This is a genomic window from Aidingimonas lacisalsi, assembly GCF_008079445.1.
Taxonomy (GTDB): Bacteria; Pseudomonadota; Gammaproteobacteria; order Pseudomonadales; family Halomonadaceae; genus Aidingimonas; species Aidingimonas lacisalsi.
The window spans coordinates 569,787-587,049 of sequence record NZ_VRYH01000002.1 but is presented as its reverse complement, the minus strand read 5'-3'; the positions used below and the strand labels follow the sequence as shown (position 1 = coordinate 587,049).

The window sequence follows — 17,263 nt, the reverse complement described above, 5'->3', positions numbered from 1 at the left end:
CTGGCGTGGTAGGGGCGGATCGCCTCCGTGAGCGCCTGGGTCAGGATCAGAATTCGTAGACGGCACCCACTTCGTATTGGGTGTCGATCTCACCGACCTCGCTATCGGCCGGGTCATAACTGCCGTACTCGCTGTAGACGTACAGGTTGTCGACGATGGAGTAGTTCACCCCGGCGGCGAACTGAGTGTCGCTATCCCCTTGATCGGGATCGACTTCCTGTACCGCGCCGTAAACGGTGCCTTGGCCATAATCATAGCTGAGCGATGCACCATAGAATGCCGTTTCATCGCCATCGCTGGAGCCTTCGAGATTTTCCTGCACGGAATAGCGGGCAGCCAGGCCGAGATCATCGGTCAGGCTGACCAGGCCACCTACCCCATACACCGGGTCTTGCGTCGTAAACTCACCATTAGGCCCCTCGACTGCGTTGGCGCCACGATCATCGAAACCGGCATGGATCGCCCAGGTATCGGCGGCGTACTTGACGACCCCGGCGATGCCCTGATCGTTATCCCCGGTTTCCGACTCTTTGTCGCCCTTGATACGCGCCATCAGCTCGAAACTGAAACCATCGAAACTCGGGCTGTAATAGGCGATCTGGTTGTCCTCTTCGCTGACGACCTCCTCACCCAGGCTAGCCGTCTCGAACGGATCGATCAGGTCGTAAATGGCTGCGGTATAGATGTTGTCGAAAGACCCTGCACGCACCTCACCAAAATCACCACGAAGCCCTGCAAAGGCGACATCTTCTTTGACCGAGCCATCGGACTCGTTGGCATCGTGCTCGAACTCGGCAATTGCGTAACCCGTAAGGCCATTATCAAAGCGGTGCTCAACGCCCGCACCGATGCTGGAGCCATTATCTTCGTAACCGGACTCGCTTTCTGTGTCACCCTGATTATTGTCAATAACATGACTGGTATTGTATTTCAGCTCGATCGTGCCGAAGAGAGACATCGTGGTGTTCTCACCGACCTCAAAGTCTTCAGCCTGAGCGGAAGCAGCAACCAAAGTGGCCCCCAATGCCACCGCCGTTTTCATCGTCACCCTGCTCATAAAAGTCACCAAAAATAGATTCTGAAAATATTGCCAAAGGCAACCGAAGAACCCCATGGATTCGGCGGTAACTTTGCAGGGAAAATATGACGATGCAGTTAATAATTTCTTATGAAATCATAACATTAATGTTACATTAGATTTAATTAAATAATAAAAATCATGTAATAAAACTTAAAAAACCGCCTCAAAGGGCGGCTTATTGATGCAGATGCAATTCTATACACCGTGAAAAGCATACACGTGCTACACGATCAAAAGATCATACTGCCACCTTTGCCTTGATCGCCGGATGCGGGTCATACCCTTCGATGCGGATATCGTCGAAGCGGAAGGCGAACAGGTCGTTCACCGCGGGATTCAGCCAGAGCCGAGGCTGCGACTGCGGCGTACGCGAGAGTTGCAGCTCGGCCTGCTCCAGATGATTGGCGTACAGATGGGCATCGCCCAGCGTGTGGATGAACTCGCCCGGCGCCAGGCCGCAGACCTGGGCGATCATGCGCGTCAACAACGCATAGCTGGCGATGTTGAACGGCACGCCCAGGAAGATATCGGCACTGCGCTGGTAAAGCTGACAGGACAGGCGCCCCTCGGCCACATAGAACTGGAACAGGCAGTGGCACGGTGGCAGGGCCATGTTCTCGACCAGCGCCGGGTTCCAGGCAGAGACGATCAGCCGCCGCGAATCCGGGTTCGTCTTGATCTGCGCGACGACATTGGCGATCTGATCGACATGACCGCCATCCGGGCGTGGCCAGCTACGCCACTGATAGCCGTAGACCGGGCCGAGGTCACCGTTCTCATCGGCCCACTCGTTCCAGATCGACACCCCGTTATCCTGCAGATAACGGATGTTGGTATCGCCGGAGAGAAACCATAGCAATTCGTGGATGATCGAGCGCAAGTGCAGTTTCTTGGTGGTCACCAGCGGAAAACCGCGCGCCAGGTCGAAACGCATCTGATGGCCGAAAATGCTGCGCGTACCGACGCCGGTACGATCGTGCTTTGCAACGCCCTGCGCCAATACCTGGCGCATCAGGTCGAGATAAGGCTGTTCGAGTGCTGGAGAATCCATTGCGGTCAGGTCGTTTCCGGTCTAGGAAAATGGAGAGGTAGTGTACTTTTCACCAACGGCACAAGCCAGGACTGGCCATTGTTCATCCGTCTCATCACAGGTTGTTCGCATCGTCACTCCTCCCCAACACTTTACGCTAATTGGTCATCGGCTGACGACGTGACCAGGCCAGCAGCACGATGCCGAAGCCAAGCATGGGCAGTGAGAGCAGCATGCCCATGGTCAACCACCCCCCGGCCAGGAAGCCGATGTGCGCATCGGGCATGCGCACGAACTCCACGGCGAAGCGGAACACTCCATAGAGTGTCAGAAACAGCCCCGAGATCATGCCACGCCGACGCGGCGTCGCCGATACCCACCACAGGATGATGAACAGCACGACGCCTTCGAGCAGGAATTCATACAGCGACGACGGGTGGCGGGGCTGCGGCCCCATACCGGGAAACGGCATGCCCCAGGGCAGGTCGGTGACCCGCCCCGGCAGTTCATGATTGATGAAATTGCCGATACGCCCCGCCCCCAGTCCGATAGGCACCAGCGGTGCGATGAAATCGGTCAGTGTGAAGAACGCCAGGCCGTGCCGTCGGGCGAAGAACAGTGCCGCCAGCAACACCCCGAGCAAGCCGCCATGGAAACTCATGCCGCCATCCCAGACCTGAAACAGCCAAAGCGGATTTTCCAGGAATCGGCCCATGCCGTAGAACAGCACGTAACCGACACGCCCGCCGACGACGACCCCCAAGGCACCGTAAAAGAGCAGATCACCAATCGCATCCTGGCTCACACCGAGGCGATCAGCACGGCGACGGCCCAACCACCACGCCGCCACGAAGCCGATGACGTACATCAGGCCATACCAGTGGATAGTCAACGGCCCCAGAGAAAAGGCCACAGGATCGATATTGGGGTAAGCAAGCATGGAGAATCCTTATGACAACAAGAACTTGGTCCCGACCACCGCCAGCAGTGTGGCAAACCCCAGGCGCAGGACTCGTGCCGGCAGACGATGCGCCAGGCGCGCTCCCAAACGGGCAAAAGGCACGCTGGTGATGGCAATGCAGAGTACCACGGGCCACATCACGAATCCGGTCGCGATGGCAGGCAGACGGGCCTCGCCCCAGCCGATTGCCATGAATGTCAGGGTACCGAACAGGGCAATTGGCAAGCCGCAGGTTGCGGATGTTCCAACCGCCCGGGTCATGGAGGCGCCGGCACGTGACAACCAGGGCACGGTCAGCGCCCCGCCGCCGATACCGAACAGCGATGAGATAGCCCCGATCACGACGCCGGCCAGTACCATGACGGCCCGCCCCGGGGCACGGTGACCGACGCGCGGCGTGAATCCCACGGCCAACCGTATGGCCATCAGCCAGACGAACACGCCGAACAGGGTGCCCAACAAGCCACTGGATAATGCCCCAGCGATGAAGACACCGGCAATCGCCCCGAGTATCAACCCCGGCAATAACGCCAGAAACCAGGGCCAGTGCAGACTCCCTCGCCGGTAGTGGCTCCAGGCGGAAGAGGCGCCCGTGATCATGATGGTCGCCAACGACGTGCCCACGGCCAGGTGCATGATCACCGCTTCGTCGATCCCTTGCAGGCCAAAGCCCATGACGAGAACGGGCACGATGATCAGGCCACCCCCGACACCGAACAGACCGGCCATGGTACCCGCCAATGCGCCCAGCACCAGGTATGCACCCCATATGACCACGGCCGTCATCATGTCGAGCGAGCCTGCAGTGCCTGCGGTAACCAGCGCTGGATCATGTCGACGAGTTCACTCGGCCGATACGGTTTGGCGATGCAGTCATCCATACCGACATCGGCGAAGCGCCGACGGTCCTCGTCAGTGGCACTGGCGGTCAGTGCCACCAGCACACTGCGCCTCGTCTGCTCGCCCGTCGCTTCTCTGGCACGCCAGAGGCGGCTCGTTTCAATGCCATCGGGGTCGGGCATGAAGATATCCATGAACACCAGGTCATAATGCATCTGGCGCGCTTTTTCCAGCGCAATGCGACCATTATCGGCCGTGTCGACGGTCAATCCCTGTGATTCGAGCACGTTGTGCGCCAGCATGGTATTCACTGGCCCGTCATCGACGACCAGAATCCGGTACTCGACCGGCTTTGGTTCGGGCTCTACCGTCGGCGACTGGCTCTCCGGCGTATCGACCAGATTGGCAACCAGCACTGCGATATCCGCCAGACGTTCGCGCACCAGCAAGTTTTCATCGGCCATGTCGAGCCGGGCAAAGAGCTCGTTGAGCTCGACCACCAAAGGGTTCAGCTCACGCTGCAACAGTTCCAGATAATTCGATTTCAGCCGCGACTCCTCGCGCGCATGGTCACGCGAGAGGGTCAATTGAGAGATGCGCTGACGAATCTCCTGCACGTCTTCAAGCACACCGAGCTGGTAGTCCTCCCCGTCCTTCAAGGTCACCAGACGGAAAACGTGCCACTGTCCCTGGGCATCGTGAATCCGCACGATATTGGCATCTTCATCACGCTCGTCATGGCGCAACAGATAATGCGGCCCGATACCCCGCAGGTCGCTTCGGGTGCGTCCGACCAATTGCTCGAATGCTGTGTTGGTTTCTACCAGCGTATCGTGACGCACGATAAAGGCGGGTTGACTCGCCGCAGACAGCATCTGCTCGAGCCGAGGGCGTTTGCCAAGGCGGTCCAGCAGCGTTTCGAGTCCATCCAGCAAGGTCTCGAAACGGGACAAGGGGCCCTGAGGTTCGGTTTTGACCGGCAGCAACCGCTGGGGTTTCAGCCAGAAAGGGAGATCCTTCTGTACCTCGCGCAGCAGATGTTCAAGGCGATCACAAGGGGTATCGATAGCGGCTTCCCAGTGCCTCAGGCGTTGGCGTAGCATCACGAAAAAGATGGCAACGATGGTCCCGGTGCCCGACAACAGGGCCAGAACCAGCCAGGTGTGCGCCTGCCAGACCAGCGCCGGAGGCATAGAAGCAATCCAGATCGCTCCCCACCCGATGACGCATAACGTGATCAGCACCCCTTCAGCTAGCAGCAACCGCCACAGTATCGGCCATACCAGCCGGTGCCAGAGGCTTTCCGTGCGTGCCTCGACGCGCATATGCTTCCCTGTTATCGGTCGAATCGAATCCCTGAGTGTACTTGGCGACGACGATGATGTCATGGCATGGCAGCGCCTTTGACGCTATGGTTCCCTCATGTGCTTGATCGCTTTTGACTTCCGCCCCGAGGCCGCCATCAGGCTGCGTCTCATCGCCAATCGGGATGAATTCCATGCCCGTGACACGGCACCGTTGTCACCCTGGCAAGAGACACCCGATATCGTCGGTGGCCGGGACCTGGTTGCCGGCGGTGGGTGGTTGGCCGTTCACCGTCGTGGACGCTTGGCGGCAGTCACCAATGTTCGCGACACGGCACTCGTCCCCCCGGCCGACCCACCCAGCCGCGGCCAACTCGTCCGCGACGCACTCGAATGCGACGACCTGCCGGCCTGGCTGGATCAGTTAGCCACCCGCCGGGCGGCGGCATATGCGGGATTCAACCTGCTGACCAGCGACGGTGAGCATGTCTGGCACTTACACCATGGACACGGCACTCCCCAACTCTTGCGAGTGCCCCCCGGCCAACACGCCATCTCCAATGCCTCGCTCGATACGCCCTGGCCGAAGACCGAACGCGCCAGACGCGGTCTGGCTTGGTGTCTGACATCGGGCCGCTGGCCCGACGATGCCCTGGACGTCATGGGTGACAGCCACCAGGAGAGTGATGACTCACGACTCCCCGAGACGGGCATCGGCCTTGCACGGGAACGGGAGTTGTCCCCCCTCTTTATCGTCGGTGACGATTACGGGACACGCGCAATGACTTGGCTTACATGGCATGCCGACGGCCATATCGATATGGCCGAGCGCCGTTATGGGCCGGGCGGTCAATGGCTGGGGGAAACCGCACTCTCGCTGGACATGAATAACCGCGCATGACACCGCCTTATCGCGGTTGAAACCGCTCCCACGCCCCTCACAACCTCACCATCCCGGTGGCACGGGTTCCATGTGGGAGCGACGTCAGTCGCGATGGGCGTCGTCAGGCGCCCGGCGGTGGAACATCCAGCAGGGCTCAACGCCCTGCATCGCGGTTGAAACCGCTCCTACGACCCCCACAATCTTACCACCCAGGTGGCACGGGTTCATGTGGGAGCGACTTCAGTCGCGATTGGCGCCGTCAGGCACCCGGCGGTGGCACATCCGGCAGGTAACGATTGAGAACGTGCCTACAACTCCGACAATCCTGCATAATCAATCCTTCGGCGGTAGCAGGTGGGTCAACTGCCATTCTCCGAGGCGGGTTTCCAGATGTTCCCTGACGGCTTTCGGGGTGGGCAAACACAAGGTTTCCTCCACCAGCGACTTGGCAGCACTCATGGGAACGCGTCGAATGGCGGCGCGTACGCGTGGCAGGCTGGGGGCGTTCATCGATAGCGTTTCGAACCCCATTCCCATCAACAGCAAGGCGCCGGCAGGATCGCCTGCCAGTTCGCCACACACCGATGTGGGGACGTTCAATGCCGAGGCTTCATCGGCCAGACGCGCCAAAGCGGCAAGCACCGCCGGGTGGCAGGCATCGTAGAGTTCGGCGACACGCGGATTGTTGCGGTCCACCGCCAGCAGATACTGGGTCAAGTCATTGCTGCCCACTGAAAAGAAGTCGGATCGTTGCGCCAGCGCTTCCAGCTGGTATAGCGTCGCCGGCACTTCGAGCATGATCCCGACCTTGGGCCGATCGACGTTGACGCCGTCTTCGGCGAGTTCGACACGCGCCCTGTCCATCAGCTTGAGTGCGTCATCGACCTCATCCACGTTGGTGACCATGGGCAGCATGACCTGGAGGTTATCCAGCCCTTGTGAGGCGCGCAGCATGGCGCGCAACTGGACCATCAGCACTTCCGGATGGTCCCGCGTGACGCGGATGCCGCGCCAGCCGAGGAAGGGGTTGGCCTCCTCGATGGGGAAATAGGGCAAATCCTTGTCGCCACCGATGTCCAGGGTGCGCATGATCACCGGTAGTGGCGCGAAGCTTTCGAGCTGTTCGCGATATAGCCGTGTCTGCTCCTGTTCGCCGGGAAAGCGATCGGTGATCATGAACGGCACTTCGGTACGGTAGAGACCGACACCGCTGATACGTGTCTTCAACGACGCGACAGCATCCACCGCCAGACCGGTATTGACCATGAGCGGCATGTCATGACCATCCGGGGTGCGGCAGGGCAGATCCTGCTCGTGCTCGAGCACTTCCGCCAGGGCCTGCTCCTCGTCGATCAGCATCTGATAATGATTTTCCAGCTCATTGCTGGGCCGTACGAACAAGCGGCCACGGTGGCCATCCAGAATCACCGGAGCCCCATTGAGACGCGGCAGCGGCAGATCGACCATGCCGAGCACGGTGGGGATGCCCATGGCACGCGCCAGGATTGCCACATGCGAGGTGCTGGAGCCACGTATCGCGACCAGGCCGGCCAGCTTGCCACGCGGCACTTCGCCCAACGTGGCGACACTCAACTCATCGCCGACCAGAATCGCCCGGTCAGGGAAGGTATCCGGTGTCTGAGGCGCTTCCTCCTGAAGGTGGGCGAGTACGCGGCGCCCCAAATCGCGAACGTCGGCCGCGCGTTCACGCAAGTAGCTGTCATCGACCCGTTCCAGATACTGAACGTGGCGGCGCACGACATCGGCAAGCGCCCCTGGAGCCCACTGCCCTTCGCGGATACGTTTCTCGACCTCCTGGCCCAGTGCCGCCTCGCTGAGCATCTGTTGATAAACTTCGAACAGCGCCAGTTCCTGGGCACTGATACGGCTCGCCAAACGCTCACCGGTGGCGCGAATCTCGTCACGCACACGATAGATGGCTTCCTTGAGGCGCTGTATCTCGTAATCGATATCGGTGGGAATCAAATCGGGGACATTGTCGAGATCAGCAGGCGGCGCGATCACCAAGGCCTCCCCGATCGCCATCCCCGGCGAGGCTGCCACCCCTGTGAAGACCGCCTGACCGTCGGTCTGCATCGGCCGGCTCAAGGTGCCTGTGGCCAGGGCATGGGCCAGCACCCCGGCCAACTGTGCCGCCATGGTCACCAGAAAGGCTTCGTCGCCTTCGTCGAAACGTCGCTTGTCCTGTTGCTGCACGACCAGCACGCCAAGCATGCGTCGCTGATGAATGATGGGCACCCCGAGAAAGCTCGAGAATCGCTCTTCGCCGGTTTCCTCGAAGTAGCGGAAATGCGAGTGAGCCGGCGCATCCTCGAGGTTGAGCGGTTCTCCGCGTTCGGCGACCAAACCGACCAGCCCCTCGCCGAGCGCCATGGTCACATGCCCTACGGCCTGGGTCCGCAACCCGATCGTCTCCATCAACACCAGGCAATCCTGTTCGGTGTCATACAGATAGAAGGAGCAGACATCGGTACGCATCGCCTTGCGAATGCGGCGAACCATGGTCGCCAACGCCGCATTCAGCGTGCGCGCGCTATTGACCTCCTGGACGATGCGGCGAAGAACCTCAAGCATAGATTGTCTTCTTGTCGTTACATTATTGTCGGTGTCTAACCATTTCGCTCAAGCGCCAAGCGTTGTGCCCGAGGCGCCAATTCACGCAACGCGCGACGATATACCTCGCGTTTGAAGGGCACCACCTGGCCAAGGGGATACCAGTAACTCACCCATCGCCAGCCATCGAACTCCGGCTTGGGTGTCGTATCCACGCAAATCCGGCTCTCCTGACACCGGATACTGAGCAGAAACCATTTCTGCTTCTGGCCGATACAAACCGGCCGCGAATGCGTTCTTATCATGCGTCTCGGTAGACGGTAGCGCAGCCATCCCCGGGTACAGGCGAGCACCTCGACATCGGCCTCGGTCAGACCGATCTCTTCTTCAAGCTCGCGGAACAGCGCCTGTTGCGGTGTCTCGTCAGACTTGATGCCTCCCTGAGGAAATTGCCACGCATTCTGTCCTACCCGACGCGCCCATAGCAGCTGGCCCTCGCAGTTGGCAATAATGATGCCAACGTTGGGGCGAAAGCCGTCAGCGTCGATCACGGACATCACCTTTGAATCCAGTATTGCAGCCATTCTTCCACAAAGCTCGAAAGGGCATCAATACGAGCTTCGAGCGACTCGCCGCTGTCCACCGTTTCTGCCATACTCCGCGGCGTTGCAACATAACCATGCGATGCAGGGAGGTAGCGTGAGTCTGGCCATTTTTGATCTGGATAATACGTTGATCGATATCGATAGCGATCATGCCTGGGGAGAGTTCCTGCTCGAGCAGGGAGCCGTGGATCCCGTGGCTTATCGTGAGGCCAATGAGCGTTTCCTGCGTGACTATGAAAACGGCACCTTGGATATCCATGCGTTTCTGGAAGTGGCCTTGAAGCCGCTGGCGGAAAACTCGCCGGAACAGTTGGCGGCCTGGCACCAGCAATTCATGGCCGACAAGATCGAGCCTCATATTCTGGCCAAGGGAGAGGAGTTGCTGGCCCGTCACCGTATCCAGGGGGATACGCTATTGATCGTGACTGCCACCAACCGTTTCATCACCGGCCCCATCGCACGTCGGCTGGGTGTCGATGACCTGATTGCCGTCGAGCCGGAGATCGTCGACGGACGTTATACCGGCCATGTGTCCGGTACACCGAGCTATCGCGAGGGCAAGGTGGAGCGTGTCAACGAGTGGTTGAAGCATCGGGAACAGACGCTGGATGAGGCCTGGTTCTACAGCGACTCCCATAACGACTTGCCGCTGCTGGAACAAGTCGCTCACCCCGTTGCCGTCGACCCTGACGAGAGACTGCGGGAGACGGCACAAGCCAGAGACTGGCGCATCATGAGCTTGCGATAGCGCCTGGACCGATGCAGGCAATGCGTGGGCTATCGGTAAAATCGCTTTTTTTCATATTGCAACGCACCACGGCAGACCGGCCAACATGGCTCATTAATTCATTGATCATAAAGGTATTTTCCGCCAATCATTGGCCCAAGGTTTTCCTTATGGTCAAGTGCTTAGACATAAAGTATAGCTTTTGCATGGATTTTATTTATCGCTAAAGCGTCTATAATGCAGCTATTCGACAAATGACGAGGACCCCAACGGCGATCGATCATTGCCGACAGGTCCGGGCCTCCGGGCACGCCTCGGAGACAGGTTCGTACAGCATAGTGAGAGCATCTCCATGTCCACATCATCACCGACCTATGACGTCCTGATCGTGGGAGGCGGCGTTTCCGGCACTGCGCTTCTCTACGAACTGGCCCGCTATACCGACCTCAAGGCCATCGGCTTGATCGAGAAATACGATCATGTGGCCATCGTGAATTCGCATGGGCGCAACAACAGCCAGACCATCCATTGTGGTGATATAGAGACCAACTACACGCTGGAGAAGGCCAAGGTCACCAAGCGTACGGCCGGCATGGTGGTCAATTTTGCCTCCAAGCTGGCGCCGGAGATTCGTGACCGGATCATCTACAAGTATCCCAAGATGGTACTTGGCGTGGGAGAACATGAATGCGATTTCCTGCGTAACCGCTTCACGAGATTCCAGGAACTGTACCCGAAGATGCGGCTCCTCGAACGCGACGACATCGCCGAACTCGAACCCAAGTTGGTCGAGGGACGTCGTCCGGAAGAGCCCATCGTCGCCCTCGGCTCCACCGACGAATACTCCGCGGTCAACTACACCACGCTATCGGAAGCGTTCGTCGACCAGGCCCAGAAGAACGCTGAAGAGAAAGATGCCACGTGCGATCTGCACCTCTCGACGGCGGTGGAAAAGATCGAGAAAGAGGGCGATCTGTTCAAGATCAAGACCCCCAACAAGGGCACTCTCAGCGCACGTTACGTCGTGGTCAGTGCCGGTGGTCACTCGCTGCTATTCGCCCACCAGATGGGCTATGGACTGGACAAGTCCTGCCTGCCGATGGCCGGCTCCTTCTATTTCACCCCCAAGGTGCTCAATGGCAAGGTCTATACCGTGCAGAACGAGAACCTGCCATTCGCTGCCGTACACGGTGACCCCGATGTACTGGTCGAGGACAAGACCCGTTTCGGCCCGACCGCCCTGATGTTGCCGTTGCTGGAGCGCTACAACATGCGCACCTTCGGTGAGTTCCTGCGTGTACTGCGCCTGGATAAGCGTGTCATCAAGGCACTGTGGGATCTGATGAAGGTCCGTGACATTCGCCGTTACATCATCAAGAACTTCATGTTCGAGGTGCCCTGGTTGCGCGAGCGACTCTTCCTCAAGGACATCAAGAAGATCGTTCCGAGCCTGACGGTCAAGGATGTCAGCTTCGCCAAAGGGTTCGGCGGCGTGCGTCCGCAGTTGATCGATAAGGAAAAGCAGAAGCTGGTCATGGGCGAGGCCAAGATCAATCCCGGCACAGGCATCGTATTCAACATGACGCCATCGCCCGGTGGCACCAGTTGCCTGGGCAATGCCGAGAAGGACATGTATCTGGCGCAGGAATTCCTTGGCTTCACGATTGACGAGGAAACCTTTGCAGAGGATCTGCTGACGGGCGAGATTCCCCTGACCGAGCTGGAACGGCCAGAAGCCAGTTCACTCATGTAAGCCGAGCCGCTTACCATTTTCCGTCATGCTCGCATCGCCGCTTCGGTTTTCGCCGGGCGGCGTTTTTCGTTTCGCGGCCAGCGTGGCAAGATGCATGACGTGCGTTATGCTGTCGACTGACCTGGTAATGCTTGATTAGCGACTAGCCCAAGGAAGGCTTCTCATGTCCATCAAACGCCCTTCGACGCCTGTGTTGCTGGCCTTGGTGCTAGCGCTGCTGCTGGCCTTGTGGTTGGCGTTTGGCGATCTCCAGCGGTTTCGTAGCGAGGCCCCCGACGCAACGCGCGCCCCCAGCGATTCATTGACCCGTGTGGAAGTCGTCACCAGTCAGGCAGACGCCTATGCCCCCCGCTTGGTTACCCAAGGACAACTGGTCGCTAGCCGGGAAGTCGAACTACGTGCCCGGGAAGCCGGTACCGTGGAATCGCTGTCCGTTGCCGAAGGCGACGTCGTCGAGGCCGGCAGCGAACTCTTGCGGCTCGACCAGGAGGACCTTCCCGCGCAACTCGAACGCGCTCAGGCAGAGCTGGAGAGTGCCCAGGCGGAGCTGGACGGCGCCGAACGCCTGCGCGAACGCGAGCTGATATCACGCAATGAGCAACTCAACCTGGCAGCTGCGCTGGCACAGGCCGTAGCGGAAGTCGCCAGCCTCGAGCAAGCGCTGTCCCATACACGACCCAAGGCGCCGTTCGCGGGCACCGTCGACCGCCTGGATGTCGAAGTAGGCGACCTGTTGCAGGTGGGTGAAACCTACGCGTTGATGATCGATAACCGTCAGCTCGAGGCACAGGCGCATGTCGCCCAGCGGGATGTACTGTCGTTGGAACCAGGGCTGCCGGTCACCGTGACGCTACTCAACGGCAACCGATTGGAGGGCGAGCTCAGTCATGTGTCGAGCCGTGCCGATGAGAGCACGCGCAGTTTCGCGATCGAGGCCCGACTCGATAACCCTGACGACCTGCGCATTGCCGGCGCGAGCGCCACCTTATCCATTGCCCTTCCCGAGCGTCAGGCCCATGCAATCTCGCCGGCACTGCTGGCCCTCAACGACGAGGGCCGGCTGGGTGTCAAAGCCGTCGATGATGACGATCGCGTCGTCTTCCAGCCCGTCACGCGCCTGGCGACCAACAGTGACCGCGCCTGGGTCACCGGGCTGCCCGAGCAGGTACGGCTGATTACCCTGGGCGGCGGGCTCGTCGACCCCGGAGAGCGCGTCGACGCCGTGACGCTGGACGACTCGCCGTCATCCGCCGACGATCTCGACAGTTTCTCAGCCAACATTCGGGACTCGTGATATGCGGGCGCTGATCGAAGCAGCACTGGATCGTTCCCGGACCACCCTGCTGCTGCTGATATTCCTGCTGCTGGCCGGCGCCATGGCATACCAGGCGATTCCCAAGGAAGCCAATCCCGACGTGCCGATCCCGATGATCTATGTCTCGATGAGCCTCGAGGGAGTCAGCCCGGAGGATGCGGAACGCTTGCTAGTGCGCCCGATGGAACAGGAACTGCGCACGATCGTCGGGGTCGATCGCATGACCTCGCAATCCAGTGAGGGGCACGCCTCGGTGACGCTGGAATTCGATGCCGGGTTCGATCCCCGTCAGGCGCTCGCCGACGTTCGCGAACGTGTCGATATCGCGCGGACCGACCTGCCGGATGAAGCCGAGGATCCACGCGTCATCGAGGTCAATGTGTCGGAGTTTCCCGTGTTGTCCATCGGCTTGTCGGGAGAACTGGAACAGAGCCAACTGCAAACCATTGCTCGACGGCTCCAGCAGGAAATCGAAGGGATCCCCGAAGTGCTGGAAGCGGAGATCGGCGGCGAGCGCGAGGAGTTGCTCGAAATCATCGTCGACCCGGTGGTGCTCGACAGCTACAGCGTGGACTTCGAAACGCTATTCAATCGGGTCTCCCGCAACAATCGGTTGGTCGCTGCCGGAAGTCTGGATACCGGCGCCGGCCGCCAGGCACTCAAGGTGCCGGGGGTCATCGAAGACCTCAATGACGTCATGAGCATGCCGGTCAAGGTCGATGGCGACCAGGTCGTGACGTTCGGCGATGTGGCGTACATCCGCCCTACCTTCAAGGATCCCACCGGCTTCGCCCGGATCAATGAAGCTCCAGCGGTCGTTCTGGAGATTTCCAAGCGGGCCGGCGCCAATATCATCGAGACCATCGATTCCATCGAGGCCCTGTTCGAAGAGGCCGGCGCCATGTTGCCGGAGGAACTCGATACCACCACCATCATGGATCAGTCCGAAACCGTCGAGGACATGCTGTCGGAGTTGTTGAACAATGTGCTGACGGCAGTGGTGCTGGTCCTGATCGTGATTCTGGCCAGCATGGGACCGAGATCGGCGTTAATGGTGGGCCTGACGATTCCCGGTGCGTTCCTGACCGGTATTCTGCTGATCTGGTCGTTTGGCTACACCCTCAATATCGTCGTGTTGTTTGCACTGATTCTGGTGGCCGGCATGCTGGTGGATGGCGCCATTGTGGTCAGCGAACTGGCCGACCGCCATTTGCGTGAGGGCCGTTCAGCTCGCCAGGCCTGGATCGATGCAGCATCACGCATGTCCTGGCCGATCATCGCTTCGACGGCGACCACCGTATCGGTGTTCGTCCCGCTGCTGTTCTGGCCAGGTGTGGTCGGCGAGTTCATGAAATACCTCCCGGCCACCGTCATTCTGTGCCTGTTGGCATCGTTGGCCATGGCCTTGATCTTTCTTCCCACGCTGGGCGGTGTCTTCAGCCGTAGTGCGCCGCGTCATGCAGTACTCACCTCGGCCGGCGGGCGTCTCTATCGTCGTCTACTGGCCACGCTGCTGACTCGTCCCGGCCTGACGTTGCTCGGTGCACTGGTCGTCATGGGACTGATCTATGGTAGCTATGCCCGCTTCAATCACGGTGTGGAATTCTTCCCGAGCGTCGAACCGGACAACGCTCAGGTACTGGTTCGCTCGCGTGGCGACTTCTCCGCCGCAGAGCGTGATGCCATTGTTCGGCGCGTCGAAAAGCGTCTGATCGGCATGAGTGAGGTGAACAACCTCTACGCCCGTTCGTTCGCGATCAGCAGTGAGCAGCTCGGGGCGGACGTCATCGGGCAACTGAGTTTCCGCTTGGATGATTGGCAGACCCGACGCCCCGCCTCGACGATTCTGAACGAGATGCGAGAGCGCACCAGCGACCTGCCAGGGATCGACCTGGAATTTCGCGAACAGGAACAAGGCCCCGTAACCGGCAAACCCGTCCAACTGGAACTCAGTTCCACGGACCCATCAGCGACCCACCAGGCTGTCGAGCAGATACGCCGCCAGATGACCGAACTGGGCGGTTTCCGGGATATCGAAGACAACCGGAGCCTGCCCGGCGTCGAGTGGCGAGTTCATGTCGATCGCGAGGCCGCCGCCCGCTTCGGTGCCGACGTTGCCAGCGTCGGCAACGCCGTACAACTGACGACGAATGGTTTGCTTGTCGCCGAATACCGGCCGGAACGGGCCAATGACGAGGTCGATATACGAGTCCGCTTACCGGAGGCTTGGCGCAATCTCGACCAACTCGGCCGGCTGACGCTGGCCAGTGAGCGCGGCCAGGTTCCGATCAGCCACTTCGTGGAACTGGAATCGGCGCACAAGGTCGGTACCCTGCATCGTATCGATGGCCGGCGCGCCATTACCGTCGAGTCGGACGTCGCTAGCGGCTATCAAGCCAATGAGCGTATTCAGACGCTGCTGACATCGCTCGACGACCTCCCCGAGGGGGTGCAGCTGGAGGTGGCCGGTGAACAGGAGGACCAACAGGAAACCGCCGACTTCCTGGTCACCGCCTTCATGGTGGCCATTTTCCTGATGGCAATGATTCTGGTGACTCAATTCAACAGCCTGTACCAGGCCATGCTGGTGTTATCGGCCATCGTCTTCTCGACCGCCGGCATCCTGTTGGGTCTGCTGATCAATGCTCAGCCATTCGGTATCGTCATGGTGGGCATGGGCATCATTGCCCTGGCGGGCATCGTGGTCAACAACAATATCGTTCTGATCGATACCTACAATCAGCTACGCGGCGACGGCATGGCACCACGGGATGCGGCTCTGGAAGCGGGTGGGCTGCGTTTGCGCCCCGTTCTGCTTACCGCCATCACCACGGTGCTTGGATTGATGCCGATGGTGTTGGGCGTCAACGTCAACCTGCTGGCACCAAGTCTCGGTATCGGCGCGCCCTCGACTCAGTGGTGGACGCAATTGTCGAGCGCTATCGCCGGCGGGCTCACGTTCGCCACCCTGCTGACACTGCTCTTGACGCCCTGCATGCTGGTACTTGGCAGAGGGCGCGCTCGCTAGGGTAACGGGTTAGCCCGCCTCAAGATGCCGGCGATGCCCGGGGGGTCTGCGCGGCTCCCGGCGGTGGTGAATGTGCGGCATGGAGCCTACCGATCAGTTGATCTTCCAGCGCAAAACGTTCGTTCAGCCCTTTCGACAAACGATCCAGCCAGGCCGGGAGCCGTGCGATGTAATGCTGGCAGCGACTGGATGTCGCGTAATCGGCATCGAACGACAGAACGAGTTCGGTGGACATATCCAACCGCTCCAACAGCCTGTCGGCCAGGACCAGAGCTTCGGCATCATCGAACGCCTTGGCTTCTTCGCGAAGTTGAGGGTAGATCTCGAAATGACCGGCGCTGATGTAATCCATCAATAGCTCACTGAATGCGTCGATACGCGCTTTCTCGACCGCCTCCAGTTCGGACTCGCATGCTTCCTGCAACTCGACGAAATTCACCAGCATCTCACGACGTTGGCCGAGCCAACGGTCGATCAGCTCGTGCACGCCACCCCAGCGTTCCAACGCTGACTTGCAATCTTCCAGCATGGGCACCTCCTCGCTCAACCGCATACCCCGAACACGATGCCCGGTTTCCATTGCGGACTGTCAGACTCACGCTACCAGGAGTCGCTGTCAATCCCACTCATGGTTGATTCTTCGCTGGTGCTACCAACGCACGTGTTGCCATGCCTAACGGTACGAGCAAAAGTATGAGGAATCCCAGCAAGGTCCACCCCGGCAGGGAGACGCCGAGAAACAGAAAATCGATCTCGGCGCATTCACCGGAACTGGTCAACACCTGAGAGAGCACCTCACGCAAAGGCATGACATCCATCATGTAGTCAAGACCAGGGCCGCAAGTCGGCACCTGATCGGCAGGCAGCGATTGTAACCAGATATGACGACCGGCAAGACCGATTCCGACCAGGACGGCCAGGGCAGACACACCGGCATAGACCAGGCCGCCTCGGCCACGCGGATTGTGTAGCGCCGCCAGCACGAACACGGCCGCCGCCGACATCACCGCAACCCGCTGAAAGATGCACAACGGGCAGGGATCGAGGCCAACGACATGCTCCAGCCCGAGGGCGACTCCCATCATCGCAATGCAGAAGGCCAGGCCCGCCAGACTCCAGTGACGCAACGTCCCTTGCTTGAATACGGCCATCATTGGCGATT

14 protein-coding genes are annotated in these 17,263 nt (G+C 59.9%); 5 read left to right on the top strand and 9 right to left on the bottom strand.

Annotated features, from left to right (window positions below):
- Window positions 1–46: 46 nt before the first annotated feature.
- From FVV99_RS05940 to FVV99_RS05920, 5 genes are all read right to left on the bottom strand, one after another.
- Entirely contained in the window at window positions 47–1,057 is a 1,011-nt protein-coding gene (locus tag FVV99_RS05940) for a porin (protein ID WP_161598964.1), read from the bottom strand.
- Between the two features lie 262 nt (window positions 1,058–1,319).
- Entirely contained in the window at window positions 1,320–2,132 is an 813-nt protein-coding gene (locus FVV99_RS05935) for a thymidylate synthase (protein WP_201745030.1), read from the bottom strand.
- Window positions 2,133–2,268: 136 nt separating this feature from the next.
- The gene (lgt, locus tag FVV99_RS05930; RefSeq protein ID WP_148253102.1) at window positions 2,269–3,051 is read right to left on the bottom strand and encodes a prolipoprotein diacylglyceryl transferase; all 783 of its coding nucleotides are present in this window, start codon (window positions 3,049–3,051) and stop codon (window positions 2,269–2,271) included.
- Window positions 3,052–3,060: 9 nt separating this feature from the next.
- Window positions 3,061–3,858, bottom strand: a complete 798-nt coding sequence (locus FVV99_RS05925; RefSeq protein ID WP_148253199.1) for a sulfite exporter TauE/SafE family protein — start codon at window positions 3,856–3,858, stop codon at window positions 3,061–3,063.
- The gene (locus FVV99_RS05920; RefSeq protein ID WP_161598963.1) at window positions 3,858–5,237 is read right to left on the bottom strand and encodes a response regulator; all 1,380 of its coding nucleotides are present in this window, start codon (window positions 5,235–5,237) and stop codon (window positions 3,858–3,860) included. The genes FVV99_RS05925 and FVV99_RS05920 overlap by 1 nt, the downstream gene beginning before the upstream one ends.
- A gap of 97 nt (window positions 5,238–5,334) precedes the next feature.
- Here FVV99_RS05920 and FVV99_RS05915 point away from each other — a divergent pair, with 97 nt between their 5' ends.
- Window positions 5,335–6,117 carry an NRDE family protein gene (locus tag FVV99_RS05915; protein WP_148253100.1) on the top strand — a complete coding sequence of 261 codons (783 nt, stop codon included), beginning with the start codon at window positions 5,335–5,337 and terminating at the stop codon, window positions 6,115–6,117.
- Window positions 6,118–6,432: 315 nt separating this feature from the next.
- Here FVV99_RS05915 and ptsP read toward each other — a convergent pair whose 3' ends face one another.
- Both ptsP and FVV99_RS05905 read right to left on the bottom strand, forming a co-directional pair.
- On the bottom strand, window positions 6,433–8,694 hold the full coding sequence (ptsP, locus tag FVV99_RS05910) for a phosphoenolpyruvate--protein phosphotransferase (protein WP_148253099.1): 2,262 nt from the start codon (window positions 8,692–8,694) through the stop codon (window positions 6,433–6,435).
- A gap of 35 nt (window positions 8,695–8,729) precedes the next feature.
- Entirely contained in the window at window positions 8,730–9,224 is a 495-nt protein-coding gene (locus FVV99_RS05905; protein ID WP_148253198.1) for an RNA pyrophosphohydrolase, read from the bottom strand.
- A 148-nt stretch (window positions 9,225–9,372) separates the two neighbouring features.
- Between FVV99_RS05905 and FVV99_RS05900 the strand changes: the two genes are divergently transcribed.
- The 4 genes from FVV99_RS05900 to FVV99_RS05885 all read left to right on the top strand — a co-directional run bounded on the left by FVV99_RS05900 (window position 9,373) and on the right by FVV99_RS05885 (window position 16,101).
- Window positions 9,373–10,026, top strand: coding sequence for a histidinol-phosphatase (locus tag FVV99_RS05900; RefSeq protein ID WP_148253098.1), 654 nt, complete (start codon window positions 9,373–9,375; stop codon window positions 10,024–10,026).
- Between the two features lie 331 nt (window positions 10,027–10,357).
- Complete coding sequence (locus tag FVV99_RS05895; RefSeq protein ID WP_148253097.1) at window positions 10,358–11,758, top strand: FAD-dependent oxidoreductase; 1,401 nt, start codon at window positions 10,358–10,360, stop codon at window positions 11,756–11,758.
- A 163-nt stretch (window positions 11,759–11,921) separates the two neighbouring features.
- A complete protein-coding gene (locus FVV99_RS05890) occupies window positions 11,922–13,052 on the top strand; it encodes an efflux RND transporter periplasmic adaptor subunit (RefSeq protein WP_148253096.1) in 1,131 nt (376 codons plus the stop codon).
- Window position 13,053: 1 nt separating this feature from the next.
- Window positions 13,054–16,101, top strand: a complete 3,048-nt coding sequence (locus tag FVV99_RS05885) for an efflux RND transporter permease subunit (RefSeq protein ID WP_148253095.1) — start codon at window positions 13,054–13,056, stop codon at window positions 16,099–16,101.
- 19 nt (window positions 16,102–16,120) lie between these two features.
- On the opposite strand, the gene rsd is transcribed toward FVV99_RS05885, so the two are convergent.
- Window positions 16,121–16,630 carry a sigma D regulator gene (rsd, locus tag FVV99_RS05880; RefSeq protein ID WP_148253094.1) on the bottom strand — a complete coding sequence of 170 codons (510 nt, stop codon included), beginning with the start codon at window positions 16,628–16,630 and terminating at the stop codon, window positions 16,121–16,123.
- A 97-nt stretch (window positions 16,631–16,727) separates the two neighbouring features.
- Window positions 16,728–17,255 carry a disulfide bond formation protein B gene (locus tag FVV99_RS05875; RefSeq protein ID WP_148253093.1) on the bottom strand — a complete coding sequence of 176 codons (528 nt, stop codon included), beginning with the start codon at window positions 17,253–17,255 and terminating at the stop codon, window positions 16,728–16,730.
- Window positions 17,256–17,263 lie beyond the last annotated feature (8 nt).